We start from the raw sequence: 26,121 nt of genomic DNA, 5'->3' as shown, positions 1-26,121 counted from the left end.
ATTTCATCGTTGTAGAGCGTGTAGCCCCTTTGCTCGATAGAGTCAGGAAAGCCTTATTTGCTGACATTGGTTAATTCAAAATCGCAGTTACCTAAATCCTCCACCAAAGTACGCAACTCACGGTTATTGTGCGCTTGGACTCGCCAGTGGGGTGACACGTTAGAATTACTTGCGTGATTTAATTGAGCCGTCATCACTAAGCGTTTTTGCTGACTTTTCATCTACCATTACGGCTGTATTGTAGTGCCCTGTATAAAGGTTGTTTTTAAGGGTTACATTGCGACTATTTTCAAATTCAAAAACAGGGGCATTTGGGTACAACTGTTCTTTATCAATGTTTCTATCAATAGTGTTATTTTCGATCACCATTCCATCAACTCTGTCAGCCCACACTATCCGCCCCCCATGGGTATCTATTTTGTTATCGATAAAACGTATATTTCGATCGTAGAGTTGATCTTGATTAAAGGCTTTACCCAACTTAGGGGTGACATATAGCACCGCTTGTTCACCACCAAAGTAAGAATTGTACTCAAAATGATTATTACGAATTAACACATCACCGACAGCACCAGCCTCAAACCAAACGAAGGTTTCACCACGGAATAGGATCGAGGCCATCATTGAGGAAAAGTAGCTATCTTCTATCACCGTTTTCAACGGCGTTTTTATGACGACATTTCTCGCCCGATGATTTTTAATACTGGTGCCTCGCATGGTAAAAGTTGGATACCATGTTTTATTCTCAATCATATCCCCCGGCTTCAAATCCTTGGGTAACGCATTCGAGAAAGTGAGCTCAGAATAGGTTTGGTTAATAACATTTACGTTAGTGACAGTATTGACCTGCTGACGGTCGGTATTTGGTTGTTGAATAAACCATACCTCATCACCCGTGCCCGCAAATTCGTAGCCTAGTTGCTCCCTATGTCCAAACTTAAATCTAACCACTTTATCGCTGATGACTTTGTCAACAATGACATAAGTACCACGAAGATTAGTGCCATCATCAAGCATATTTTCAAAACGGCTATCTTCGATTAACACATGACCTCTACAATTAGCAAAATGCGTAGCATCGGCAATAGTCGATATCACCCGGTCACTGCCGTCGCTCAAATACACACCCGCTTTATGTAAGGTTATATTTTCAGTGCGCTCAAATAAAAATCCCATTCCTAATGCGTGATGAACCACTACATTGTTTATTTCAACATTTTTTGAGTTTTTCACATGAAACGCGGGCGCATACCTGTGCAGGTCGCGGTCCCCTTTAGAACTTACTAGGCTGCCAACGGGCGGGAAGGCCTTCAACTTCTCATGTATACGTAGCAAGCCATTATCTAATTTTTCTACCTTAGTGGGTCGACTCTTTGCGTCCTTGATACCAGGATAAACTCGCTTAGTATCTGGCTCCCAAGCCAATGAACTACCCAGTTCAGAAAACGAGAAACCATCTACATTAGGAAAGGTTATTTGTCCATTTTTAATCGCCCATTGGTGACTGCCGCTGGTTGGCTTCACATCACGCCAGCCTTCTTTTTCATTTACAGCCACAATTTCGGCTAAAAATGTAAAAGGAATATCCCAGTCAATAGACACGTTTTTAATCGTGATATTCTGGCTATGGTAAATCTGAAAAGGCGCTACACGTCCATGAAATATGAAGTTGGAACCATTGCCGTCAATTTCTACAGATTGGAAGTCATCCAAGGGAAATATGACTTTTTTCAAGCCATTACCATGATTGGTAATCGTACTGTACCGTTCAGTGGCAAAATCTGGCATAAATCGATATTCGCCTTTCTCGAACACAATCTTAATATTTTTATCGTCTGTGGCGTTAAGCGCTTTTAATAGAACGGGGGTCATATCGCTCGCAGAGGGGGATAATCGTATCTCAGTGGTTGCGTGAGCATTCGCCGTGAACGCAATTACCAGACAACCTACAATCAATGCCATCGTCTTCTTCATATTACCTACCTACCTACCGTAAAAGTGATTAAATTTACATTAGTTGTTTAGTAAATTGATAGCGCACATGGAACCATTAATTTCAAAACAGGGACTACGTTATCCCTAATACTAACTAAAATTTTCTAAATAAGCACTAAAACAACAAAAGAAAAGCTTTATTTTCACACCTACTTTACATTTCTTTACCGATTAACAAGAACGAGAGAGCTGCGCCGTCTTAAATAACATTGTAGAGAACAGAGCCTAGTGGATGCTCGCCCAACCGCCCGAAGGAAGTTAGAAATAAAGAGTGTATTCTCCGGTGAGCTAGGTTTGTTATATTTCATAGCTTGAATTGAGAATGGAAGGTGTGATGATGATGGTGCTGGTGCTGGTGCTGGTTCTGTAGCTTACAACACTGGTTGCTCTTCAGTACAAAAGCAGCAAAACAAATTTATGCTTTGCTGCCAAATAGTTATAAATATCTGACGCGGATCATATTGTCAGTTGGAATAAAGCAGATAACACAGATTAATTGACGCCAGAATACTGCTCGACTCCCATATCTTTTTCCCACAATTGAAGTTTCTGTTTTAAACGGGCAACGATTTCGGGGTGCTTGTCAGCTAAATCCGTGGTCTCGCTAATATCATTGGGAATGTTATAAAGTTTGAGCAGCCCGCTGCGATAAGCAAGCAATTTCCAGTTATCTTCACGCACCGACGCATATAAATCCTGATAAGCACGATAACCATAAATGGCATCACCTCGGGCCAATTCAGTATTATTTTTAATGGTACTCACCAGTGATACACCATCTAGATCTTTAAAATTGTCAGGCTTTAAGCCTGCGAATTCAACGATGGTGGGGAAAAGATCCGTCGATTGAACAATACTGTGATTCACAACACCTTCTTTAATGACGCCAGGCCAACTAACGATAAACGGTACTCTAGCGCCTCCTTCATAAAGCGTGTCAATGCGTTTGCTCCCACGAAGTGGCGAGTTATCGAATAAACCACCTTGGTCTGAAAGGAACATAATAATGGTATCTTTTTCTAGTCCCTTAGCACTGAGTGCTTGACGTACCTTGCCAACAGATTCATCGATAGCACTGATCATTGAAGCATATTGAGCATCCTCTTCAGACATGCCTTTTGCCTTAAAATGCGCGACTAAATCTTTACGACCAACAACAGGAGAATGTATTCCGTAGTACCAAAGCGATAACATGAACGGTTGTTCTTTATCATAATCGTCAATGAATTCGACAGCTTCGCGAGTAAGCCTATCAGTCAAATACTCATCTTTGCCATCTGCTAACGTATCAGAAAATTTAAAATAAGGAGGGTAATAACTTGATGGATGACCAAAGTTAGAGGTACCAATTTGCTGATCAAAACCTTGATCAATAGGGTGATATCCTTCATGGCCTAAATGCCACTTACCGACAAATGCGCTATAGTAACCAACCTGCTTTAATGCCTCCGCATAGGTTATATATTTTGTGTCTAGCCAATTGGTACTTGGCATTTGAGCCGGATCTTTTTCCCATAAATGTGTTTTTTGCTTGGTTCGTCCATATTTATCAAATCCGTATTGAGGCTTTTGCGGAATATGCCTAACCATCTTTAGCCTAGCTGGATGCAATCCAGTGACAAGCGTCGCACGACTAGGGCTGCAAGTCGGCGTTGCGATATGCATGCTATCGAACTCCATACCTTGAGCCGCTAGTTGCGTGATGTTAGGCGTTTCGTATTTTGGCGTTTTACTTTCGGTTGCCATCCACCCCATATCATCAACAAACAACATAACAATGTTTGGTTTTTTTACACCTTGTGCTTCAGCCAATTGATTTGCATAGCAAAATGAGAAAAACGAACTGGCGATATACAAAGCGGCAATGCATAGAGGCTTTCTATTGTTTGAAATCATACTTTATCCTTAATTTACATTCTCTTTATCGTCAACTACCGACTGGTCGCAAAGCGTTCTTCATTAGCTTTAAACCAACCATTACTAATTCGGTGATCAGAGAAGGTGTGATAGAGCGTCCGCTTCCGTTGAAACAGATAACGGCCGAACTCAATAAGTAGTTCCCTGAGTTGGTAAGCTGAAATCAGGCGTCTTAGCTAACTTGCAGAGTTGAAAGTTGTCTTAACCAGATATAGAGCTGTAATTTTAATTAAGTTTTACTCAGAGAGCTGTTAACAACTCACATTTAGGATAACGATGTCCCAAAACTTTGTAAATAAAAGATTTTGTTACTCAAATTATACCAATTCGCATTAATTATTACTCACTCACAATGCAGCCAGCATTATTTGCTCAAGACATCACTATGCCATTACAGAATAGCTATTCTCATTTAAACGGTAAGAACACAAGTACGAAAAAAATAATTTGATGAATTTTTGAATTGATACAAATATGTGGGAAGGTTATTTTTCATGTCTCTGCCTATTTGTGGCAGAGTTCTGTGACAGAGTTTATAACTCTTCAAACTGCTTAACGCCCCGATATACGGGGCCTATGCGATTATTTGGCGGAGAGAGAGAGAGAGATTCGCTGACCAAAATCTTTAGGCCACAGAACTCGTGTAGTTGAGTTCATATAACGTAAATGTGACAGAGTTTTGTGACAGAGTAAAGTCGATAATCTTACGGTGCGCTTTCTTAGTGTTAGTGAGAAGAACACGAGTTTGCTTTAGCATTAGGTCGAGTAATATTTTTTAACACTATGACTAATTCGGTATCTTAGGAGGGGATTTTCCGTTGTCCTCGCAAAGCGAAAAGGGGTCAGAAGCATTGCTAAAAGACAATAAAGCAATCTCATCGTCTCTGCTCAACTTTGACTCCATTGTTGCAACGCTTGCAGCTTAGATTGATATTGCTGCGCTTTTTTCGGTTTTGCCCGTTTTGTTTAAATAGCTGATGAGTGCACTTAGCACGTCTGTATCAGTTGGCCAGCGTTGATGTGCCTTTTCCAATTCACTGATAGCCACATTAGTGTGGCTTTGGTGGTCAAGGGCAACTGCATAAATATAAGCAAAAGACGGCAATGCTTCATCGCTGTGTAATGATATTTTTAAGTTAGCCAGCGGTTGCCCATATTGTTTCTGGTGAATTTTGAATAAACCTAGCGGATGGTTAGCTTGGGCGTTGTTAGGCTCAACGTTCAGTGCCTTGGTTAAATACCCGCGCCTTTTTCATCTTGCCCCTAAACAATTCAAGATGATTAAGTATGACAGGAGCGAGTTACGTTTTCACATGAGCCTATTTTAATAACTTAGCAAAGTAGTAAACATCGACTTCCAACTTCATAAAAGTGATGTTGAAAGAACGTACTGTACCTATCTGATAGCATTAATTCTCCGATCCGAAATCCACCCAAAACTGTACGTTGAACCTAGTTTTCGAATCGAGCATAGTTTCTACTTCAACTGACACAACTATTGTCTTAGTTAATGCTGAAATATTTATAGCGCAAGAGCGCTTATAATTTGATTAAAAAGTTCGAAAAGATAACTAATGACTCAGGACTTAAACACAAACAAAATATTGAAAACTCTATTGCTTTCTTTACTACCAAAAATAAAAATCAGATCGAAGACTTCACCCGAAAATCGCGATAAATTAAATACACGAAAAATCACTCCACCTTAACAATATTTTAGGTGTTACTCCGAGAAAGCAAAGCGCGTTACCCCGAGAATTTCAAACTCGGAGTAACGGGGGGAGAAGGATCAAAATCGGAGATCTTTCTTTCTCGGGGTAACGCATTTTCCCTGTCCTGCAAGTCCGTTTTTCGACTTTCGCAAAAACTGACAATTTGAACGCGTAAAAGTAGACTATTTTGTGCTTTTTAAAGATGAGTTAGCACGTATTTTTCACTCTTCAAAATTTAAACTAAAAACTTCATTTAGCAGAATGAAATGAACGAGAATTTGTAAAAAACGATATTTAGCCTATCGATAAATCATTAGGTTTAGTACATGAAGAATGTAACATTTTCATCGCGAATACATACAAAAAAGCATGAAAAAAAGGATAGAAAAAGTGAAAAAAGTGACACGATATTCTAGCAAAATAGTGGTCAACTTCATTTATTTAAAATTAGTCTGAAAGTTGCTTTATTACATAAATCCAGATCACCTTTTTGTGCTCGACTCTCTTTAAAATAGTGCATTTTCATCCATGTCTTATTCATTAACTGTTATGTTAATTTACGTTCGAAAGCATGTCTAAAATAATAAAAAATCGACAACCACTCTGTGCATTTATTAAACAGAAAGCTACTACTAATGTAAAAATTTGATCAGTTCAGTGGCAGTCATAACTAGCAGATATTAAGAAAATGAAGAGTTCTTCTCTTATTTTTGAGATATAACAATGAATCGAAAAAATCGTTTTATCGCAATTTGCTAACTCATTTAGAAATGTAAAAGCCTAAAATTTCACCCCTTAATTAACTTCATATTGAAAATGCCCTACTTCAGACTTACTCTTATTTATTGATAATTAGCGATCATTTTATTAAGCCACAATTTAAGGTATTGCTATTTAGCTGAGGTTGACCATTACTGTAACCGATTACTTATAGTTGCTTACTCTCACTCGTTTTTGAGTAGCCATTGCTTAGCAAAAAACTTATTTCAAACCTGATTTACGCATCAGGTTGAACCTCAGGGGCGGCATCTTTAAACGCCTGAAGTTGGTTACATTTATGATAAATAGTCATGATTTTCGTGAAATTATCCATTGGTTGCTGAAATCGCAATGCATTGTAAACCTGAGGTATTAGATAAATATCGGCCATGCTTAGCTCACCGCCATAGCTATAGCCGCCTTGGCCGATGCGTTTCTCTAAACTGGTAAATCCTAGATCAATCCAGTGGCGATACCAAGTCATTTTGGCATCGTTATCCACATTTAATTTGTCAGTTAAATAGTTAAGCACCCGTAAGTTGTTAAGCGGATGGATATCACAAGCTATAGTATTTGCCAAAGCGCGTACTTCAGCTCTTTGCAGGGCATCTTTAGGGTATAGTGCATTGGCTGGGTAGACGTCTTCGAGCCATTCAAGAATTGCGGTGGATTGGTTAATGTACTTCCCTTGCGGAGTTTGCAGGGTAGGTACGAGCCCTTGTGAGTTTCGCGCCAGATTGGCATCTCCTCGCTGCTCACCTTTAACTAAATTCACCCCAACATGCTCATACTTAATCGCTTTAAAATTAAGCGCGATGCGAACGCGATAGGCAGCTGATGAGCGATAATAACCAAATAATTTCATACAAACTCCTTAAGGAAAGCGCCTTCTACCGGGCTGGCAATACCGTGCTTACAACCTCACCAAAACCGATCCGTGCAGCACACTCACTTTCACACCAGCCTCGAATAAATATTGAATCGCCATCGTCAATGAAGGTACGGGTTTCTCCGTTACTCAAGGCCAAAGCTTTTTTCCCCCCAACTGACAATTCAAGCATCGAGCCTCCTTCGTTTGGCTCAGGCCCAGATTGGGTGCCACTGCCCAGTAAATCACCAGGACGTAAGTTACATCCATTCACTGTATGATGGGCAACTAACTGTGCAACAGTCCAATAGGAATGTAAAAAGTTAGACTTAGCAATACTTTCTGGAGCAAGTCCAGAATCACGCATTTTTTGCGTTTGAATAAGTACTTCCAGGTCAATATCAATCGCCCCTTGCTTGCTATTTTCATCAGAAGACAAATAGCCTAGAGGTTGAGGGTCATCTGCTGGATGACTAAAAGCTGCACGATATGGCGCGAGCGCTTCCATCGTCACAATCCACGGCGACACCGTTGATGCAAAACTCTTAGACAGGAAAGGTCCTAAAGGTTGGTATTCCCATGCTTGTATATCGCGAGCTGACCAATCATTGAATAAGCAGATCCCGAATATGTGCGCCTCAGCATCCGCGATCGGTATGGAATGCCCCAATTCATTACCTGCCCCCATAAATATACCGAGCTCAAGTTCATGATCTAATCGCTTGCAGGGACCAACGCTGGGCTCAGATGCATCAGGTGCTTTTGTTTGTGACACCGGTCGATGAAAGCTCTGCCCCGATACACCAATTGACGAAGCTCGCCCATGATAACCAATCGGGATCCATTTATAGTTAGGCAACAATGGATTGTCTGGGCGGAACAATTTACCTACGCTGGTTGCGTGATGAATCGATGTATAAAAGTCTGTGTAGTCACCAATAGTACAAGGTAAATTGTACTGTGTATCCGCTTGATCAACCAAGCAAGTTGCTAAAGTAGGTTCTAATGGCGAGCCTGCAGTTAACGCTTTGGATAGCGCTAAGCGCAGTGCTCCCCAGGTATCTTTACCCATGGCCATAAATTCGTTGAGGGTCGAATTGGCACCAGCCAAAACGCCCTTTTGTGCTAAGCCAGTAAAGACTTCAGCTTCACTGAGTTTTTTCAAATCGACAATCTTATCGCCGATCGCTACGCCCCCTCTAAACACTTCATCAGTGTGCTTTCGCCGAAAGATGGCAAATGGTAAATTCTGAATACCAAAATCGCTATCTACTTGGTTGGCAGATTTAACCCAGCTAGAAAGGTGGATATCGTGAGTTTCATTTATCGGATACATAATTTTCACCTTTACTTTTGATCTCTAAAATAGTTTTTCAAATTACCATAGCACTTATGGTATTCACGCTGACGCGTGGTGCTTTTCAGCGCAAAGTCCGTTGGCTGGAAGATAAAACGTGACTCAAACATAAAGGCCATCGTATCTTCGTAGCGCTGAGGCTTTAGCTCCATGTTTGACGCTTGTTCAAAAACAGAGGCCTCTGGGCCATGGGGTGACATACAATTGTGTAGGCTTGCCCCTCCGGGCACAAAGCCATGCTCTTTGGCGTCATACTCGCCCTCGATTAACCCCATAAATTCACTCATTAAGTTTCGATGATACCAAGGTGGTCTAAAGGTGTTTTCTGCCACCATCCAGCGAGGAGGAAATATAACGAAGTCTAAATTGGCTGTGCCTTCAGTATCCGTTTGTGATGTCAGTACGGTAAATATAGAAGGATCAGGGTGGTCGAAGCTCACCGTATTCATGGTGTTAAAACGAGATAAGTCATACTTATACGGATAGGAAGTCCCCACCCATGCCACGACATCTAAGGGAGAGTGATCTAAGTCACAAACAAACATGCCACCATTGAATTTACACACCAGCTCAAAGTCACCGTCTATATCTTCGTAGGCCGCAACGGGGGCTTGAAAATCTCGCTCGTTAGCGAATCCATTTGACCCCACTGGACCGCGCTCAGGCAGTACCATTGGTGCGCCATAGTTTTCAGCGATATACCCCCGAGCTTTGCCATCAGGCAATTCAACGCGAAATTTTATCCCTCGTGGTATAACGCTGATCTCACCTGGGGCAATATGCAAGATGCCACTTTCTGTATGCAAAATCAGAGAGCCCTGCTGAGGTACAATAAGAAACTCACCATCAGCATTGTAAAAAAAACGGTTCTGCATGGATTGATTAGCAGCGTATACATGCACACCCATACCCTGCACGCCTACACTGCCATTGGCCGCTAGTGTGACTAAAGAGCCCACAAAATCAGTAGGTTCCTGTGGCATAGGAACGGGGTCCCAGCGAAGCAAATTGGGTGGTGTTGGCACCTCAGTAATCGGCCCACTGCGCATTAATCCTTGGGGAAATGGCCGGTAGTCGCTTTGAGCCGCTGACGGGCGAATTCGATAAAACCAAGTCCGACGATTTTTATCTCGAGTCATAGTGAATGCAGTAGTACTAAACTGCTCTGTGTATAATCCAAAAGCGACTTTTTGTGGGTTAAATTGCCCAAGAGGTAATGCACCTACTTCTGCTTCTGTTTCGAACTCGTTACCAAATCCATTGAGATACTGTAATTCATCTGGGCGGATCATATTCTCTCCTTCACAGCCATTTACACTTAGCCACTTATGTACAGTGGCAAAGGCGTATAGTTTTATAATTGGTTAAGTGGTTCAGTCACTTAGTGCTTACTTGCTACTTGAATACCGATACCGGTTTCAGACGTTACAAACTGTTCTTGAAAACTTTCGCGCTCTTTAGCGGCAGATTCGCTCTTGTCGCTCACGGAGAAATACCAAATAGACAAAAATGCCAATGGAACTGACACTATCGTTGGGTAAGCGTAAGGGAATAAAGCATTTTCCATTCCCATGATATCCACCATGACCTGTGGACCCAGAAGAATAAAGACTAACGAACTGACTAAGCCAACCACCAGCCCTGCAATACCGCCTTTCGTTGTTAGACCACGCCAATACATGGCTAAAATGAGCACAGGAGCATTGGCACTGGCCGCAATAGACATAGCCAAGTTAGAAATGAACACCACATTTTGGTGTTCGAATACCAAGCCAAAGATCACCGCTAGAACGCCCATTCCAATAACCGATAACTTTGAAACCAGCATTTCTTTTTGTTCGGTGACTTCACTTTTAGCGAAAGTCTCAGCGTACAAATCGTGAGCGATAGTTGCCGCGGCGGATATAGTCAAACCCGACACAACAGCTAGGATCGTGGCAAAAGTCACCGCAGCGATAAAGCCAAGTAGAAAGTCACCACCAAGGAAATGAGTAACGTGAAGGATCACCATATTATTTCCGCCGATTAATTTACCGGCTGCATCGTGATAATCGCCATTAAACATGATCAACGAGATCGCCCCAAAACCAATTAGTATGATCAGCAATTGAAAATATCCAATAATTGATATGGCATAGAAAGCAGACTTTCTAGACGCCTCAGCATCTTTTACAGTGAAAAGACGCATCAAAATGTGAGGTAGCCCAATAAACCCGAACAACATGGTCAGCCCTACTGAAAACACGGATAAAGGATCGGTTAACCAACCGCCTGTTTGTAATATATTCTCCCCATTAACATGAACACGCTCGGCACTCGCGAAAATTTCCCCCACATCGAATTCAAAATGAATGAGTAGTAATAACGCAAGAACAGACCCACCGACTACCAACATCACTGACTTTATAAACTGAACCCATGTGGCAGCTAGCATCCCCCCAAAAGCCACATAAACAACCATCAGTGCACTAACTGAAATGACCGCCACAAGATAATCGAGTCCGAATAGTAATTGAATTAATTTTCCCGCTCCGACTAACTGTGCAATCAAATAAAATACCAATACAACTAATGAAGCCACTGCGGCAATCGGGCGGATTTTAGCCGCATTCAAGCGAAATGAAATCACGTCAATCAAAGTGAATTTACCCAAATTACGTAACCGCTCAGCGATCAAGAACAACACGATTGGCCAAGATCCAAGCGTAGCAACAATTATCGTTAATCCGTCTACCCCCATGGAGTAAATACTACTGGTGATCCCCAAAAGCGTAGCTGCAGACAAAAAGTCACCGGAAATCGCGACGCCATTTTGCCAAGCGGGAATCCCCCCCCCTGCCGTATAGAATTGCTCTGTAGTATGTGTGCGGCTAGATGCCCACTTAGTGATGCATAAGGTAAGTAATACAAATCCAATAAAAATAGCAATGGCCACCATGTTTAATGATTGTTTCTCAACTGGGCCCCCTATCGCGTCAGCTGCTAACGCTAATGCAGGAAGACCCCATCCTAGCGAGAGCAGGGCCCAAGAAATCAACTTATTATATTTACGCGTCATGCTCGATTTCCTTAATCAATTGGCCGTTTAACTTATCCAGTGTTTTGCCAGCCACTACGGCATAATATGCGGATAAAAAAATAGCTACTAAAACGACAAAAACACTGAACCATATGCCCACAGTGACTGAACTGTCGCTTGGGATGCGAGCGTTAATAAGCTCAGGGAAATAAGCCCAAGCAACCAAGTAACTTAAGAAAACCGAGAGCATTAAACTAATCATGGTCACTCTTAGTTGACGACGCTTGTTAACTAATTCGATAAATCTAGGATGCTTACTTACATCCAATAAACTCATTTGAGACATATCCTATTCCTGCCTTTCATGTGGCGTTAATCTGTTATTTTAAGAAGCTTTTTACGTTGACTTCACATTCTCGTTGCGCTTTGAAATCAGTTAGGTAAACCACCATCATTGCTCATCTCATGTTTATAATGGGAGGTACCGTTGGTGTACTGAATATCGACTTTATCAACCACTACCATTTTGTTTTTCGCTACGTACTGTTCCCATATTTTATTTAGTTTGCGCACCACCTCAGGAAACAAATAAAACACGTCTTGGCTTTCTCCTGGATCTTTAGCGAGGTTGTACAACTGCCAGCGATCAGTGCCCCATGGATCATTAAGCCAGATCATTTTCCAGTTGCCTGATCGCACTGCTCGGCGGCCGAATAACTCCCACGCTTCATTAAAATCAGCTCCGTGTAATGTTGGCTTTTTTTCCATTAAATAACTCAACATACTTTCGCCAGTAACGGGTAATACCGAGCGCTCGTTGTGCGTGGTGATATCCAGTGGAATACCAGCAAGCTCCATAAAAGTCGGGGCAATATCTTTCACTGTGACAAATTCATGGGATAAATGAGATTTTCTATTTAACTTGGGACTAAAAATAAAAGCAGGAACTTTTATCCCACCTTCGGCGGTGAACCCTTTAAATAAGCGTGATGGGGAACTACTGACCGCAGCCCAGCCTGGCCCTACTGAAACAAAGGAATTCGCTTTTCCAATATTTTTAAAACGATTGTCAAAGTTTTCAGGGATCCACTCTGCGTTCGGTTGAGCTGGCGTGGTAATGTCCATGGGATCAGCACCTTCAGCGCCATTATCTGAAAGAAAAACAATGACGGTGTTCTCTAACTGCTTGGTCTTTTTAAGGTACTCAATTAACCGCCCGATGTTGTAATCTAAGGCATCAACCATAGCCGCATATACTTCCATCAGCCGTGCTTCTCGGGCTTTTTGGCCTGGGTTTAATTTATTCCACTGCGGGTAAAAGTCAGGCGCAGAATGAACCACAGCATTTTCATCGACGATAGCCATTTTCTTCATACGCGCTAAACGTGCCTTCGCTATTTCGCCATAACCTTGGCTATAAACCCCTTGGTATTTTTGGAGAAACTCTTCTGGTGCTTGAAGCGGCCAGTGAGGAGCGGTATACGCCGCATAAGCAAAAAATGGCTTGCCGTCTTTACGATTATTTTCAATGTTGTTTATCAGGGTGTCTGTGTAAAATTCTGACGAGAAGAAGTCTTTTGGCAAATCAACTGGCTTGCCATTTTTTACATAGTTAGCCTTGGCTGCTTTTGGAATAACACCGCGTTGGTCTAAGTGACTTGCTCCGCCCTCGACTAAGGCAAAACTTTCTTCAAACCCTTTTGATGAAGGGTAACTCGCTTTGTCGTACCCTAAGTGCCACTTGCCTGCCATATAGGTATGGTAGCCAGCATCCTTGAGGCGTGTTGCTACAGTAACGAACCGGTTGTTCAAATAACCTTCGTAGCCAGGGCGCCCTTTTTGCTCCTCGGCCCAGTAGTATTTTTGCGTGCCTAAACCGACCAAATGATTATCCATCCCTGAGAGCATCATGGCTCTGGCAGGTGAACATGTGGGTGCACTATAGAAATTAGTAAATTTAACCCCGTTATTCGCTAATGCATCTAGGTTCGGGGTCTGAATTTCACCGCCAAAACTGCCTAGATCAGAATAACCAAGGTCGTCAGCAACGATCAGTATAAAGTTGGGTTTATCCGTATTTGCTTGGTCTTCACTCAATACATTGCAGGAAAACAATGTGAGTAAAAGCAATACTGTAGTTTTATTCATAAATATCTACTCGAATAATGGATGATAAATGGTTAAAAAGCCCTAGGCCTAAGGAAGTCGCAGGGCAGGCACATCGGGCTCAGCGATAACCACTCCATTACTTTTGACATAATCACGCCAATATCCCTGCATTTGCTGCATTTTCTCAGGTCTGTCACGAGATAGGTCGATTTGCTCACCTGGATCGTCGCTCAAATCAAATAACTCCCAACGCTCCAGCTTGCTCTGCTGTTGATTATATAAACCGGTTAATTTCCAGTTCTTGGCGACGACGCCACGCCCCCCCCAAAACTCGAACCCAAGATAATCTTTATCTGTGCGCACGGTGTCGACTTTGCCCTGCAGAACAGGCACCAATGACTTTCCAATAGGTTTTAGAAACTGCGTGTTTGAGGGGCTAATTGATGATTTGGCTGATGGATGTGTCACACCGGCTAGTTCAAGTGCTGTAGGCATAAAATCCAGTACGCTAGTCACGCCATAGTTAATGCCTGATTTTAGCTGGCCTGCTGGCCACGACATAATCGCTGGCACTCTAATACCGCCTTCTGCACCAGAAAATTTATACTCTCGAAATACACCTTCACCAGCTGCTGCCCATGTATGGGAATAGAGCACGACTGAACCTTTCCTGCCCATGTTTGCTAAGCTGTTGTCCACTTTTTTAGCTTTAGGAATAAGCGCAGGCGCGTGGCCGCGCAGTTGAGACGCCGCCTCAGCACCGTTGTCACTTAAGAAAATAATCAGCGTGTTGTCATATAAGTCGTTCTTTTTAAGGTAGCTAATCACTCTTGCGATATTACTATCCATTTCATCGACCATAGCGGCGTATATTTCCATCGCACGAGCAGAGGTTTGCTTTTCATAATCTGTTAAAGATTCCCAAGGGATGACGTCATCCCGCTGATTGCTAACCAACGCATTTTTGCTTAACAAACCGGTGGCCATTAACCCCTCAGCGCGTTTTTTGCGTAATACATCGTAGCCAGCGTCATATTTTCCTTTGTATTTATCAATGATGTCATCAGGCGCTTGGAGTGGATAATGAGGCGCTGTGTAAGCTAAATACCCGAAAAAAGGGCTATCTTCATCACGCTGTTGCAAACTCGTGATAAATTCATCGGTAAAAGCGCGAGTCTGATAAAAATCCTCAGGTAGCTCGTTATCAACCTCGCCGTTGCGCCAGTAATCTCTTTTGCCGAAACCAAATGAACCCAACCTGCCATTGAAATGATCAGAGTTTTGCTGAATAGCGTAGGTTTTATTAAATCCGCGATTAATAGGTCGATTTTTCTGACTGGCGCCTAAGTGCCATTTTCCGACCATAAAGGTATCGTAGCCAGCGTCTTGCAATAGCGTAGATACGGTAAGAGCATCGTCACGAATCTCACCTTCGTAACCAGGTTTGCCTTTTTGATTAGGCGCAGGTTGAGAGTAAGCACCGACGGTTGTGCCCATACCGGCTGTATGATGATCCAATCCTGTTAGCAACATTGATCGGGTAGCGGAGCACTGCGCTGCGGCATAAAACCGCGAGAACGCTATACCTTCGTGCGCTAAATGATCTAACGTTGGCGTTGCTATATCACCACCGCCAAAAGCAGATAAGTCGGTATAGCCCATATCGTCAGCAACGATGAGCAGGATATTCGGTCGCTCATCAGTATGTTTTTTTGCTTTGCTCTCGATAGCATGTGAATTAACACTCACAAATGTGAGGATAAATGCGCTCAGTATGACGTGATAGAACTTGCAAAAAGTCAATGCATTGTTAAGCATGAACGCGCCCTTATTCTAAATAATGATGAATTCGTTAACCAAAGAGTAAGGAGGGCAGCCCCTCCCCAATTAGGGTATTGGTGAAAAATGAAGGGGCTTAAAAGTGATAACTCGCTTCGACACCAACCGTTCTGCCTTGAGCTACGGAGAAGAAATAATCGTTGTTAGCACCCGGTGCATTAAATGAAAAGTCAGCATATTCTTCATCAGTCAAATTTTTAGCGTAAAGCGCTAATTTATAGGCTGAGTTGGCCAGTGAAATGTTGGCGTTTACCAGAGTAACCGCATCAATTTCGTTGAATTGGTTGCTCTCGCCAGATGTTTCATTTAACCAGTGAGATGACTTATGGTTGATATTTAAACTGGCTCGCATATATAAATCATCGGCCAACTCTTCTGACTCATAGGTAAAGGTCATGTTTGCTGAAAACTTAGGAGCGCCAGATACTTCTGCATCATTGGTGGTATCTTCAACATCCATATAACCGAGACCCGTTACCATGGTAAGGCTGTCAGTTAAGTAATAGAACGTGTCGATTTCAATCCCTCGGCTTCTAACGTCAAAAGAACTAATGACGATATTGCCGTTAGAAAAACCCGCATTTTGAAAATCAGATATGTCCATATCAAAAATTGTCGAGTTGATGTAGCCATTATCTAACTGGTATTTGAAGCCTGCTTCGATGGTGACTATTTCTTCGGTTGGGATAAACAAAGATGTTGAATCAACAAAATCCGAGTTGTTTACTGGGTTGCCGCTTGCAAGTCCAGGTCTTTTAGAGCCGGTGGCAGCACCTGCATATAAAAGCAATGCATCACTCGCTGACCACTCAAGGGTTAGCGAGCCGTCTAAGGTATCTTCACTGACTTTATCACTCGCTTGTGCAAACTCGTCTGGATCTTCATTGCTGCCAAGCACAATAATGTCAGCATCTTTACTTTCTTGGGTGTAACGCAAACCTGCGATTACTCGCGTATCGTCATTTAAGCGCCACGTACCGCTGGCGAACGCTGAAATGGCATCCATATCTTGCTCGCCGTACCAAAAGCGCTTGTCATCATTTAGGTACTGGAACGTTAAGCGATCAATGGTTTGCTGAACGTAAAACAAACCGAAAATATAATCGAAATTTTCCCCACCAGGAGAGGTTATACGCAGCTCCTGAGAAAACTGTTCATAGTCTTCGTCATACCAAGAAACCACTCTTGGGCCTCCTAAAATAGACGGGTCAAACGCTGATTGATAATCCATTTGATTGAAGCCGCTGATAGCGGTTAACGTATGCTCACCCAGGGGAATATCTAGCTGTAAGGAGGTATCAACAAAATCGCGCTGAGAGCCAATATCCGAGTTAAGAATAACCGGCGCGCTAATATCTACACCAAACGCGTTTTCAGAGTAACCAAGCAAAGCTGCTGCAGGCTCATCCGCTGGTATGAAAAAATCAGTGCCATCATATTCAGTGAAAGTACCTTCCAGTAAGCGCACGGCACTATTGCCGATTTGCTCTTGCTCGGTTACCTGCACTTTTCCTGTAACAACCCACTGCGCATCTGTGTGATACACCCCAGTTAACCGCATTGAGCTGTTGGTGTTTTCCGCCTCATCACGTCCCACACCTTTGTTTTTAACCCAACCGCCAATTTCTTCGTGTATACCGGCAATACGCACAGAAAAGTCGTCGGTAACGGGCAAACTAAGTCCCCCTTCTATCGAAGTGGATGAGTTTTCAAATTCATACCCCGCTTTAACATTGCCTTCCAATTCGCCTTCTGGCTTTTTGGTCGTGACTGAGACCACGCCAACCAATGCATTGCGGCCATATAGCGTTGCTTGGGTACCTTTTAAAACCTCAATGGCCTCAATATCCATTAAGCCAGCTTGCATTTGGTTATTTCGACCAGCCCAAACACCATCAATAAAAAGGCCTACATCTTGTTCCAACATGGCTCCACCAGCACGTGTACCTATGCCTCTGATAGCGAGCACAGGTGTGCCACTCGGAGCGGCGCTAAAAGTTGCATTCGGAATAAAATCAACAACGGCGTCCATGTCGTCAAGTTTGAAGTCCTGTAACAGTTTTTCACCCATGACTTGGACCGAACCAGATACCTTAAGCAGACTTTCCTTTCGCTTATTAACTGTGACAATCACTTCTATTTCTTCTCTGACGCCTTTTGCCTTTTCACTTTCTTGGGCAGAGACGTAAGTAGAGGGAGAAGCGATTGATAGGGAAAGTAGGCTGTATGCCATTAAGTTTGATTTATTTATGACCTTCATTTGCGTGTCCTCAAGTAAAATTTATTAACAAGTTAATGCTGTTTGATTTACATGGTACCTGAAGAAAAAATAATTAAGATTGATATAAATTGATGTTAAATTAACTTTTGGTTATGTTAATCTGATGATAACAAATTATTTAATGATGTCTGTGCGCAATTAAATACGCATAGTCAGTAGGTAACTCAGGGATGAAAACACATCAACTAGACGCATTCATTGCTATCGCGGAGGGTCTTGGCGTTGCAGGCGCTGCAGATTTGCTTTGTGTCAGCCAACCAGCAATAACAAAAAGTATTAACAATCTTGAAGATGAGCTCGGCGTTCGCTTATTTGAGCGAACAAGTAATCGATTACAGTTGAATCAGTACGGCGAGATATTGCTGCTCAGAGCGAAAGTCGCGAAAACGGAATTAAGCCGCGCTAACGAAGAAATCCAACTACTAAGAAACCATTTGAAAAGTGTGGTGAAATTCAACGCATCGCCTCTTTTAGTACCCAAATTAATACCTCAGGCGATCAATTTGTTCAGAAAAGAGTTTCCTAACGTCAATATTGAGTTAGCGGGCATGCTAGAAGGTAAACCTGAATATAAAATACAGTCACTGTTAAATGGCGATTACGATTTACTTATCACCGTTATTGACGAAAATGAGCCGAACTTAGGAATAAGTTACGAAAAACTCTTAGAAGTGGAGGTTATGTTTATTGCCAGCAAGGATCACCCAGCACTCAATTTGAAAAACCCTACGCTGACAGAGTTAAGAGAATTCAATTGGTTATTTCCTGGCGCGGGTGGCTTACCCTACCAAAAACTAAGAGCCGCCTTTAAAAGCTCAAAAACAGATATGCCTACTAATGTGTTAATACTGTCGAACCGGCAGATTACCTTTAAACTGCTTGAAGAAGGGATGTACATCGCCGCAATCCCCTATAACTCAAAGTGTTTTGAGCGCGACTTGAGTCAATTTGAACAGTTAAATGTAAAAATTCAAAAAATACGTTGGCCGATTTATTTAATCTGGAGAGAGAATTCAAACTTCTCCACATCAATGAGCGCATTTGTAGATCAGATTAAAAATTTGGCTTTGAAAAACGCTAAAAGCGAAATCTAGAATGGTAAGCATAACGTGCTGATCGAGCATTACCTATTGTTGCTATTAGGCAGCTTTCTAGCCACCTTGATGGGCTCCCTGGTCGGAGTGGGCGGAGGCTTTATTATTATAGGCGTTCTATCAATATTCCTGCCAATCAATATATTGATTCCAGTTCTCGCTGCTATTTTAGCGAGCATTGATGTCGTTAGAGCATTTATTTTTCGAGCGAGTCTGCATAAACCAATTTTTTATCCATTCGGATTGGGCTGCATTTTTGGCGTTGCTTGTGGAACATTTTTCTTTGTGTCTTTGCCGGAAAAAGTAATTGGTACTGGCTTGGTCGCTTTAGTCACTATAACGTTATTCACACCCATAGGGACCAAATTCAGCCGTTTGAGACATATATGGACACTCCCGTGATGTCAACACAGCCGTGCTCTGTTCATGCTGCGCAGCAGCATGAAGTCTTGTTTGTTTTCTTGTTCCAGCTCGCCTAATCGTGTGAAGTTAAGTCTAAAAGTGGCTTAGTTCTGACATATATTCAGGCTCTTAATAGGAATAGGTTTATTATTCCAGGCCTCTGATGAACTCCGTACCTTATCGCCTTTTTATTCACTCATGCGGATTGTTATATCCGTGCCTTAGTCTGGCTTTGATGAGGTAGGGTAGACCGTTTTCTTCATCATGTGTCGACTAAGCTGGTTGGGTAAAAAAGTGTTATCCCGTGTCTAACCTTCCACAACACCCATACAGGCTTTGTACCTTTGTCTCGGACGGATTTGAGTTCGACAGGGATAACGTCAACTGTGTCATATCATGCGCTAACTTGTGTATTCGGCATGGCTTGATAGTGTTCTTGACGAGTAAGCAGTATCCACATAAGCCGAGCAAGACGGTGTGCAACGGCCACCGCCACTTGGTTAAACGGTTTACTGACCCGAAGTTTCATCGCCCATACCGATAAGGGGTCGTTACTTTTAGCGGCTCGGCTAACCAGTGCTCTGGCACCATGCACCAGCTGTTTACGTAAGTAGCGGTCGCCACGTTTGGTGATACCGCCCATCTTGCTCACATTACCTGATGCATGTTGTTTGGGCGTGAGCCCTAACCATACAGCGAATTCTTTGGGGCTGTTGAACGCCTGGCCTTTGTCGATGGCGGCTAGAAAAGCCGAAGCATTGATGATCCCTATACCCGGTATGCTGAGTAAGATTTGGCCGCTTTTGCTGTTATCCACAAAACCACGTAGTTGCTGTTCAATGTTTTTTACGCGTTTGAGTATGGCGCTGTACTCATTGAGCATATCTGCCATGATCTGTTGCAACCTGACACTGTATTGCGGGTTATCGATGACGCTTTCCAACCCAACGAGTAGTGCCGCATGACCACAAGGAAATACCACACCAAATTCACTCAACAGCCCACGAATTTGATTGCTCAACGCCGTTTTGTTTTTAATCAGGCGCTCTCGAATGCGATGTAAACACATCACTTCTTGTTGATACTCTGATTTAACCGGCACAAACCGAATATGTGCCCGTTGACTGGCTTCCGCTATGGCAAAGGCATCATTGTGGTCATTCTTATTTCCACGTACAAAAGGCGTGACATGCTGCGCTGGGATAAGCTTCACATCATGACCGAGTTTGCTTAACTCTCTGCCCCAATAATGTGATGAATAACAGGCTTCCATTACCACCACAGTCGGCGATTGCTGGCGCATAAAATCAAGTAACTCATGGCGTTTCAACTTCTTATTAAACTGCGGCTTTATGTGCTCATTCACGCCACATGCCTGAAAGACATTTTTTGCTAAATCGATACTAATTGTTTTAAACTTCATGGTGGACACTCCTTATGTAAATAGTCTGCTTAACACTACTATTTTGGCGCATTGACGCCGTATTAGGGAGTGTCCATCTCATCACCCATACGTGTGGATAGGTGTAACGCATTCATTTTTATCTACTATTTTTGGGTTTGGGGGACTATTCCAATCAGCGGTCTTAAGAACAAAATTAACGAATATGCAGCTAACAGCAACCCTTGCAACCAGCTTTCTTGTGTTAGAAGTATTGAAAATAAACTTTTATATCATTCATGGTTTTGACTTTACTCCTTACCTCGGGATTATAATAAGTTCGGTTTGCGGAGCGATCCCAGCATCCTTAATAGGCAGGAAATATGCTGTCATAATAAGCGACAATTTTTATCGAACCTTTCAAAAAGCGATAATTGGATTTATCGCGATTACCATTTTAGTCAAGGTGTGGCTTTAGTATCGATGAAAATCAGTTTATCAAGGAATTATAAAGGAATTAGGAATTATAAAGACAGCCAACATAACAATAATGCCTCCACAGAGCACGTAATATAAGTATCTGTGGAAAATAACTAGGAATATAAAGTCGGCTAGATGAAATTTTTTGCGGAGTGTATCTCTGGCATTTTTTTGAAACAGCGCAGCCGTGGTTTTGCTTTCGCTCGACTCATTGCTCCCATCGCACCGCAGATTAAAACAGAATGACTCGGTTCCGCGTGATTCAGGGATGAAAATCAAGGCTTCTTTCAGCCTGTTGGGTTTGCCAGCTTCGCTAGGCAAACAAAAAAGCCCCGCTGAAAAACAGCGGGGCTTTTTTTATTTGGCGGAGAGAGAGAGATTCGAACTCTCGTTAGGTTTAACCCTAAACACACTTTCCAGGCGTGCGCCTTAAGCCACTCAGCCATCTCTCCAATTTTGAGAAGTGTGAAAATATTCACATTTCGATATTCTCTCACTTAATGCTTGTTTATAGGCAAGCATTTTAGCAGGCGCGTATGTTAGGGAAATATGCGCCTGTAAGCAAGCGGAAAAACCAATAAACCCCATATTGGCTACTTATCACTCAACCTCGCCTAATCGCTTTTGCTGTTAGCTGGTTTTTCAAACACCAGCAAGGCAAAAGTCGCCGCTTAGGGTAACTGAATAGACCCGTTAATCACCATGATGCAATCCATACCTGCGGCTTGGGCTGCCTGTTTGCCGACTTCGGTGTCTTCAAATACCACACATTCGTCAGCCGTTAAGCCCATGTTTTTCGCTACGGTTAAAAACGTTTCGCCGTGGGGCTTGCCGTGGGTCACATCTGATGCGGTGACCACAGTTTCGACTCTTGCCAGCAACCCGGTTTCAGTTAACATACGTATGGCGTTATCCCGCTCTGAGCCTGTACCGATGCCCATCTTAAGCACACCTTCATAACGCTGCATCACCCGAAAGGTATCTTCGATGACTGTCAGATTATCGTCGAGGGCTAGCCAGGCCTGGCGTTTTTTCTCGGCGACTGCATCTAGATCGTGATTAAAACCATGTTTTTCGTTCAGTAACTTGGCGATTTCTCTGGTGGGTACGCCACCCAAGGCATGTATATATTCTGCGTTATAGGGAATGTCGAAAAATTCGCAGGTTTGTTGCCAAGCAGCGGCATGTGAGCCCATTGAATCAATTAAGGTGCCGTCCATGTCGAAAACGATCCCTTTGTAGCGGCTTAAATCTGGCATTATTTGCTCCTAAATGGGGGGGGTATCTGAAAAACGCTAGAGTGTTAATGAGGGCTAAAAATGAAAAAACCAGCATGGCTGGCTTTTTACTTGGTTCAATAAACACAAAAAAAGACTAACTAGGCGTTACCGGTCACTTTCATTTTCAATTCTTTAGAAAAATTCAGCATTCTGTCCAAAGGCACTAACGCTTTTTTGCGTAGTTCATCTTCTACAAAAATTTCATGGCCCTTGCTGTCGACCAGGGCCTGGTACACTGCCTGCAATCCATTCATGGCCATCCAAGGGCAATGAGCACAACTTTTACAGGTTGCGCCGTTACCGGCTGTGGGTGCCTCTAAAAAGGTCTTGTTTGGCTCAAGTTGTTGCATCTTATAAAAAATACCGCGATCTGTGGCCACTATAAACGTCTGATTAGGCAGCGAACGAGAAGCATTGATCAGTTGCGTGGTTGAGCCCACCGCATCCGCTAAGGCCACAACACTGGCTGGGGATTCAGGGTGCACCAGTACGGCAGCATCTGGGTACAAATGTTTCATATCTTTGAGGGCTTTGGCGGAAAACTCGTCGTGTACTATGCACTCGCCTTGCCACATCAACATCTCGGCGCCGGTTTGTTTGGCTATGTAGGCGCCTAAGTGGCGATCCGGTGCCCAGATAATTTTTTCGCCCAGTGAATCTAAGTGCTCCACAATTTCCAGGGCAATACTGGAGGTTACCACCCAATCGGCCCGGGCTTTCACCGCTGCCGATGTATTGGCATATACCACTACGGTATGGTCCGGGTGGGCATCACAGAAATCCGAGAAGGCTTTTTCCGGACAACCAATGTCCAACGAACAGGTGGCTTCGAGCGTGGGCATCAACACCGTTTTATCCGGGCTTAAGATCTTGGCGGTTTCACCCATGAAACGCACGCCTGCCACGATCAATGTCTGCGCATCGCAGTCCCGGCCAAAACGGGCCATTTCAAGGGAATCGGAGATGCAGCCGCCGGTCTGTTCCGTTAGCGCCTGGATCTCAGGATCGGTATAATAATGCGACACTAAAGTTGCATTTTTTTCAATCAAAAGCTGTTTGATTTTGTCCACATAATCTTGCTGCTGGGCAGCGCTTAAGGGTAGTGGCTTTGCCGGGAACGGATAGTCAACCGTACCGATAGAAAGTGCCTGGCTCATATTGCTTAACTGGTTACCACAAACATCTAAAACGTCTAGCCATTATACCGGACGTGATCGCAAAGATCACACATCCTGTTAGATCCAAAGACCTTAACTTAGTTACTGTCTAAATATCGCTGATACCTGTTGCGCCAATACTTGGCCTGCTGCCACTCGTGGCGGCCTTCAAGTACCTGGGCAAAGTTGATAAAAGCGGGTGTGAGTTGCCCAGGTGCCGCCAAACTTTGGCGCCAGGCGGCCAAATAAATATCCGGAATATTATTAAAATCATAAAATTCCATAAAGGTGACATCAGAAGTGGGTTTATAGGCCTGGTATAGATGATTGTCGCAGGTTCTGGCTTTGCTTAATCGCACATCGGCTTTCAGTTTTTGCCAGTAGGCTGCATTTGGTTGTGTGTTTGTCCGGGCAACACGTAAATTAGGTGCTTGCAGGCTTTCACAGGTCAAATTGGCCAGCTGAGGGCTTAATGGGTACTCATCGATAAAACCTGCAAAATGGGCTAGTTCGTGCACAAACACTTGATAATCATCTTGGCTATCAAGAAACATAAAACCGTTATGTACATTGGCTTTGCCTTCATCGGCAAATACCACCACATGACTAAAATCAGTATTTTTTAAGTACTCACTCACATCGGCTATATTGCAACCCAGTCGCCCACTGCCCTGCCAATCCGCCTGACAACTTAGCTGGTGTGGTTGTAGCCAGATAACCGGATTAAGGCAAATTGGCAGGGTTTGCAACCGGCTATCTGTGGCAAAGCGCGTCACAAACTGCTCGGCCTGAATAAGGGAATGTAACGAGGTCGCCAGAAACTGTAAACGCTGGGAGCAGGCGCGTCGCTCAACACCTGTCCTTGGGCTATCCGCTGCTGGCACGCCTGCGAGGTCAGGCGCCAGTTGCAACTGCACATACCTGCTGGCCTGCTCATCGCCCAGCTTAGCCCCCTGAAACAAGGCTTGTCGCACCTGATCATTTTTGCCTTGCACGGATAATTCCCGTGCTAAAAGCACGGCACTAGGCCCGTCCCGTTCGGCAGCGGTACGTAACCAGATCATGGCTTTGGCGGGTTCATTTTGCTCTGACCAATGTTGATACAAGGCAAGTTGGGCCAGACTGTGCCCTTGATAGGCCGCTTGGGTCAAATAGTGGATAAATAACGTTGTATGGGGTGTGGCTTGGGAAAAGGCGTATTGCGCCTGGGCGTCACCTTGTTTGGCGGCGTATTCCAGCCAATAGAGATCCTGTTTTTCCTGTGCGAGTTGGCTTAATTGAGTTAATGCCCGGGTCTGGCCTAACTCAGCGGCAAGGCGCAGATAAGTAAAGGACTGAGGGCTAAGTTGAGCTTGAGCATAAAGAAAAGGTAAATAACGGGTGCTGTCGCTGGCAGGCAAGGCAGACAAAAACAGTATGGCCAACCACACCAGCCCAAGCTTACTCACAGAATGGTAAAAAACCGCGGGAGTTATTCTTGTCTTTCATCTATCGCGCTATCTCGCAACAAGGTTAATTCCAACCGGGCGTATCTGTGTTCAACATATTCAAACACATTGGTGCTTAACGCCAGTTTGAAATAATTAGATGCCACACCACGGTTTCCTTTAGCAGAATTATATTTACCCAGATAAAAATAGGCTTCACATAATCTGTCCGTCAACTCCTGCTGGCTGGTTACGCCCTGGATCAGGGCATTGAGCAAGCCTTGTTCGTTAATCTTGCCTAGATAGAGATCCACCAAGTTGGTGGCCCAGTTGTCTTCATCCAACACGTTTCTGGCGCGGGTTAATTCTTCCGTTGCTTTTTTGGCGTCGACCTCGCTCTGGGCGATAAAGGTCCACAAAGCACGATAAGGATCGGCTTCATCTTTACTATAAAAGGCGTCAAAATCCTGTACCGCTAAATCCGGACGTCCGCCGTAATACAGGGCGATCCCCCGATTAAGGAAGGCAAATTCATAGTCTGGATTGATGTCCAAGGTGGCATCAAAAGCTTCATAAGCCTGAATGAAATTCATTTGCTGGGTGTAATGTACACCAAGGGAATTGTAGGCTTCTGCCATATCAGGTTTGAGCCGTATTGCCTGATCAAAATCATACTGCGCTAAACCCGTGAGCCCAACACTGTCGTATAACATGCCACGTTGATGCAACAGCTCCGCTCGCTCTTGATCTTTGAGGGGGGCCTGTTCAAGAATTTGATTATAACGGGCAATCGCCATTTGCGATCTAACACTCATAGGTGCGGGTTCGGCGAGTAACAAATTGCTCATTTGGGCCTGTTCTTGCTGCCCTTCATTGTTCGCTGCACAGCCGCCTAATAACAGACCGAATAACAGGATAAAAACGATATTACTTTGCATAAGAATGTACGGTGCCTGACCTAAGTTGGGGCTAAAGAAAAATACAAGAACGTCAGCCGAATAGATACCAAAAATAAGGCCTCAGAGTGGCGTATTTGGGTTTAAA

The 26,121-nt window shown here is 43.5% G+C and carries 17 protein-coding genes and 1 tRNA gene; 2 read left to right on the top strand and 16 right to left on the bottom strand.

What is annotated here, in order from left to right:
• Window positions 1-165: 165 nt before the first annotated feature.
• The 10 genes from AC3RV5_RS04380 to AC3RV5_RS04335 all read right to left on the bottom strand — a co-directional run bounded on the left by AC3RV5_RS04380 (window position 166) and on the right by AC3RV5_RS04335 (window position 17,835).
• On the bottom strand, window positions 166-1,974 hold the full coding sequence (locus tag AC3RV5_RS04380) for a right-handed parallel beta-helix repeat-containing protein (protein WP_489730751.1): 1,809 nt from the start codon (window positions 1,972-1,974) through the stop codon (window positions 166-168).
• Window positions 1,975-2,487: 513 nt separating this feature from the next.
• Window positions 2,488-3,891: a sulfatase gene (locus AC3RV5_RS04375; RefSeq protein WP_489730750.1), complete on the bottom strand. Its 1,404-nt coding sequence runs from the start codon at window positions 3,889-3,891 to the stop codon at window positions 2,488-2,490.
• 2,730 nt (window positions 3,892-6,621) lie between these two features.
• On the bottom strand, window positions 6,622-7,248 hold the full coding sequence (gene maiA, locus AC3RV5_RS04370) for a maleylacetoacetate isomerase (protein ID WP_489730749.1): 627 nt from the start codon (window positions 7,246-7,248) through the stop codon (window positions 6,622-6,624).
• A 25-nt stretch (window positions 7,249-7,273) separates the two neighbouring features.
• On the bottom strand, window positions 7,274-8,587 hold the full coding sequence (gene fahA, locus AC3RV5_RS04365; RefSeq protein ID WP_489730748.1) for a fumarylacetoacetase: 1,314 nt from the start codon (window positions 8,585-8,587) through the stop codon (window positions 7,274-7,276).
• An 11-nt stretch (window positions 8,588-8,598) separates the two neighbouring features.
• Window positions 8,599-9,900 carry a homogentisate 1,2-dioxygenase gene (hmgA, locus tag AC3RV5_RS04360; RefSeq protein WP_489730747.1) on the bottom strand — a complete coding sequence of 434 codons (1,302 nt, stop codon included), beginning with the start codon at window positions 9,898-9,900 and terminating at the stop codon, window positions 8,599-8,601.
• Window positions 9,901-9,989: 89 nt separating this feature from the next.
• Entirely contained in the window at window positions 9,990-11,666 is a 1,677-nt protein-coding gene (locus AC3RV5_RS04355) for a sodium:solute symporter family transporter (RefSeq protein ID WP_489730746.1), read from the bottom strand.
• Window positions 11,656-11,973 (bottom strand): DUF485 domain-containing protein, encoded by a 318-nt coding sequence (locus AC3RV5_RS04350; protein WP_489730745.1) that lies wholly within the window; start codon window positions 11,971-11,973, stop codon window positions 11,656-11,658. Before AC3RV5_RS04350 ends, AC3RV5_RS04355 begins: the two co-directional genes overlap by 11 nt.
• An 86-nt stretch (window positions 11,974-12,059) precedes the next feature.
• Window positions 12,060-13,775 carry an arylsulfatase gene (locus AC3RV5_RS04345; RefSeq protein WP_489730744.1) on the bottom strand — a complete coding sequence of 572 codons (1,716 nt, stop codon included), beginning with the start codon at window positions 13,773-13,775 and terminating at the stop codon, window positions 12,060-12,062.
• A gap of 48 nt (window positions 13,776-13,823) precedes the next feature.
• Entirely contained in the window at window positions 13,824-15,554 is a 1,731-nt protein-coding gene (locus AC3RV5_RS04340; protein ID WP_489730743.1) for an arylsulfatase, read from the bottom strand.
• Window positions 15,555-15,651: 97 nt separating this feature from the next.
• Window positions 15,652-17,835: a TonB-dependent receptor gene (locus AC3RV5_RS04335; RefSeq protein ID WP_489730742.1), complete on the bottom strand. Its 2,184-nt coding sequence runs from the start codon at window positions 17,833-17,835 to the stop codon at window positions 15,652-15,654.
• 191 nt (window positions 17,836-18,026) lie between these two features.
• Between AC3RV5_RS04335 and AC3RV5_RS04330 the strand changes: the two genes are divergently transcribed.
• Together AC3RV5_RS04330 and AC3RV5_RS04325 are read left to right on the top strand one after the other, a co-directional pair.
• Window positions 18,027-18,950, top strand: a complete 924-nt coding sequence (locus AC3RV5_RS04330; protein WP_489730741.1) for a LysR family transcriptional regulator — start codon at window positions 18,027-18,029, stop codon at window positions 18,948-18,950.
• A gap of 15 nt (window positions 18,951-18,965) precedes the next feature.
• Complete coding sequence (locus tag AC3RV5_RS04325; protein WP_489730740.1) at window positions 18,966-19,352, top strand: TSUP family transporter; 387 nt, start codon at window positions 18,966-18,968, stop codon at window positions 19,350-19,352.
• A gap of 394 nt (window positions 19,353-19,746) precedes the next feature.
• On the opposite strand, the gene AC3RV5_RS04320 is transcribed toward AC3RV5_RS04325, so the two are convergent.
• The 6 genes from AC3RV5_RS04320 to nlpI form a co-directional block, all read right to left on the bottom strand.
• Window positions 19,747-20,775: an IS110 family RNA-guided transposase gene (locus tag AC3RV5_RS04320; protein WP_489728928.1), complete on the bottom strand. Its 1,029-nt coding sequence runs from the start codon at window positions 20,773-20,775 to the stop codon at window positions 19,747-19,749.
• Between the two features lie 800 nt (window positions 20,776-21,575).
• Window positions 21,576-21,665 (bottom strand) — tRNA-Ser (locus AC3RV5_RS04315).
• A gap of 219 nt (window positions 21,666-21,884) precedes the next feature.
• Window positions 21,885-22,472 carry a beta-phosphoglucomutase family hydrolase gene (locus AC3RV5_RS04310; RefSeq protein WP_489730739.1) on the bottom strand — a complete coding sequence of 196 codons (588 nt, stop codon included), beginning with the start codon at window positions 22,470-22,472 and terminating at the stop codon, window positions 21,885-21,887.
• A gap of 119 nt (window positions 22,473-22,591) precedes the next feature.
• Window positions 22,592-23,650, bottom strand: a complete 1,059-nt coding sequence (nadA, locus tag AC3RV5_RS04305; RefSeq protein WP_489730738.1) for a quinolinate synthase NadA — start codon at window positions 23,648-23,650, stop codon at window positions 22,592-22,594.
• 98 nt (window positions 23,651-23,748) lie between these two features.
• A complete protein-coding gene (locus AC3RV5_RS04300; protein WP_489730737.1) occupies window positions 23,749-25,098 on the bottom strand; it encodes a tetratricopeptide repeat protein in 1,350 nt (449 codons plus the stop codon).
• Window positions 25,099-25,121: 23 nt separating this feature from the next.
• Window positions 25,122-26,015 (bottom strand): lipoprotein NlpI, encoded by an 894-nt coding sequence (gene nlpI / locus AC3RV5_RS04295; protein WP_489730736.1) that lies wholly within the window; start codon window positions 26,013-26,015, stop codon window positions 25,122-25,124.
• Window positions 26,016-26,121 lie beyond the last annotated feature (106 nt).

The organism is Paraglaciecola sp. IT1134 (assembly GCF_058068185.1).
The sequence above is the reverse complement of the archived record's forward strand: the minus strand, read 5'-3'. Positions and strand labels throughout refer to the sequence as shown.

Excerpts from the sequence above, each read along its gene's own strand:
- AC3RV5_RS04380 (WP_489730751.1), bottom strand. The coding sequence starts at position 1,974 with ATGAAGAAGACGATGGCATTGATTGTAGGTTGTCTGGTAATTGCGTTC.
- AC3RV5_RS04375 (WP_489730750.1), bottom strand. The coding sequence starts at position 3,891 with ATGATTTCAAACAATAGAAAGCCTCTATGCATTGCCGCTTTGTATATC.
- maiA (WP_489730749.1), bottom strand. The coding sequence starts at position 7,248 with ATGAAATTATTTGGTTATTATCGCTCATCAGCTGCCTATCGCGTTCGC.
- fahA (WP_489730748.1), bottom strand. The coding sequence starts at position 8,587 with ATGTATCCGATAAATGAAACTCACGATATCCACCTTTCTAGCTGGGTT.
- hmgA (WP_489730747.1), bottom strand. The coding sequence starts at position 9,900 with ATGATCCGCCCAGATGAATTACAGTATCTCAATGGATTTGGTAACGAG.
- AC3RV5_RS04355 (WP_489730746.1), bottom strand. The coding sequence starts at position 11,666 with ATGACGCGTAAATATAATAAGTTGATTTCTTGGGCCCTGCTCTCGCTA.
- AC3RV5_RS04350 (WP_489730745.1), bottom strand. The coding sequence starts at position 11,973 with ATGTCTCAAATGAGTTTATTGGATGTAAGTAAGCATCCTAGATTTATC.
- AC3RV5_RS04345 (WP_489730744.1), bottom strand. The coding sequence starts at position 13,775 with ATGAATAAAACTACAGTATTGCTTTTACTCACATTGTTTTCCTGCAAT.
- AC3RV5_RS04340 (WP_489730743.1), bottom strand. The coding sequence starts at position 15,554 with ATGCTTAACAATGCATTGACTTTTTGCAAGTTCTATCACGTCATACTG.
- AC3RV5_RS04335 (WP_489730742.1), bottom strand. The coding sequence starts at position 17,835 with ATGAAGGTCATAAATAAATCAAACTTAATGGCATACAGCCTACTTTCC.
- AC3RV5_RS04330 (WP_489730741.1), top strand. The coding sequence starts at position 18,027 with ATGAAAACACATCAACTAGACGCATTCATTGCTATCGCGGAGGGTCTT.
- AC3RV5_RS04320 (WP_489728928.1), bottom strand. The coding sequence starts at position 20,775 with ATGAAGTTTAAAACAATTAGTATCGATTTAGCAAAAAATGTCTTTCAG.
- AC3RV5_RS04310 (WP_489730739.1), bottom strand. The coding sequence starts at position 22,472 with ATGCCAGATTTAAGCCGCTACAAAGGGATCGTTTTCGACATGGACGGC.
- nadA (WP_489730738.1), bottom strand. The coding sequence starts at position 23,650 with ATGAGCCAGGCACTTTCTATCGGTACGGTTGACTATCCGTTCCCGGCA.
- nlpI (WP_489730736.1), bottom strand. The coding sequence starts at position 26,015 with ATGCAAAGTAATATCGTTTTTATCCTGTTATTCGGTCTGTTATTAGGC.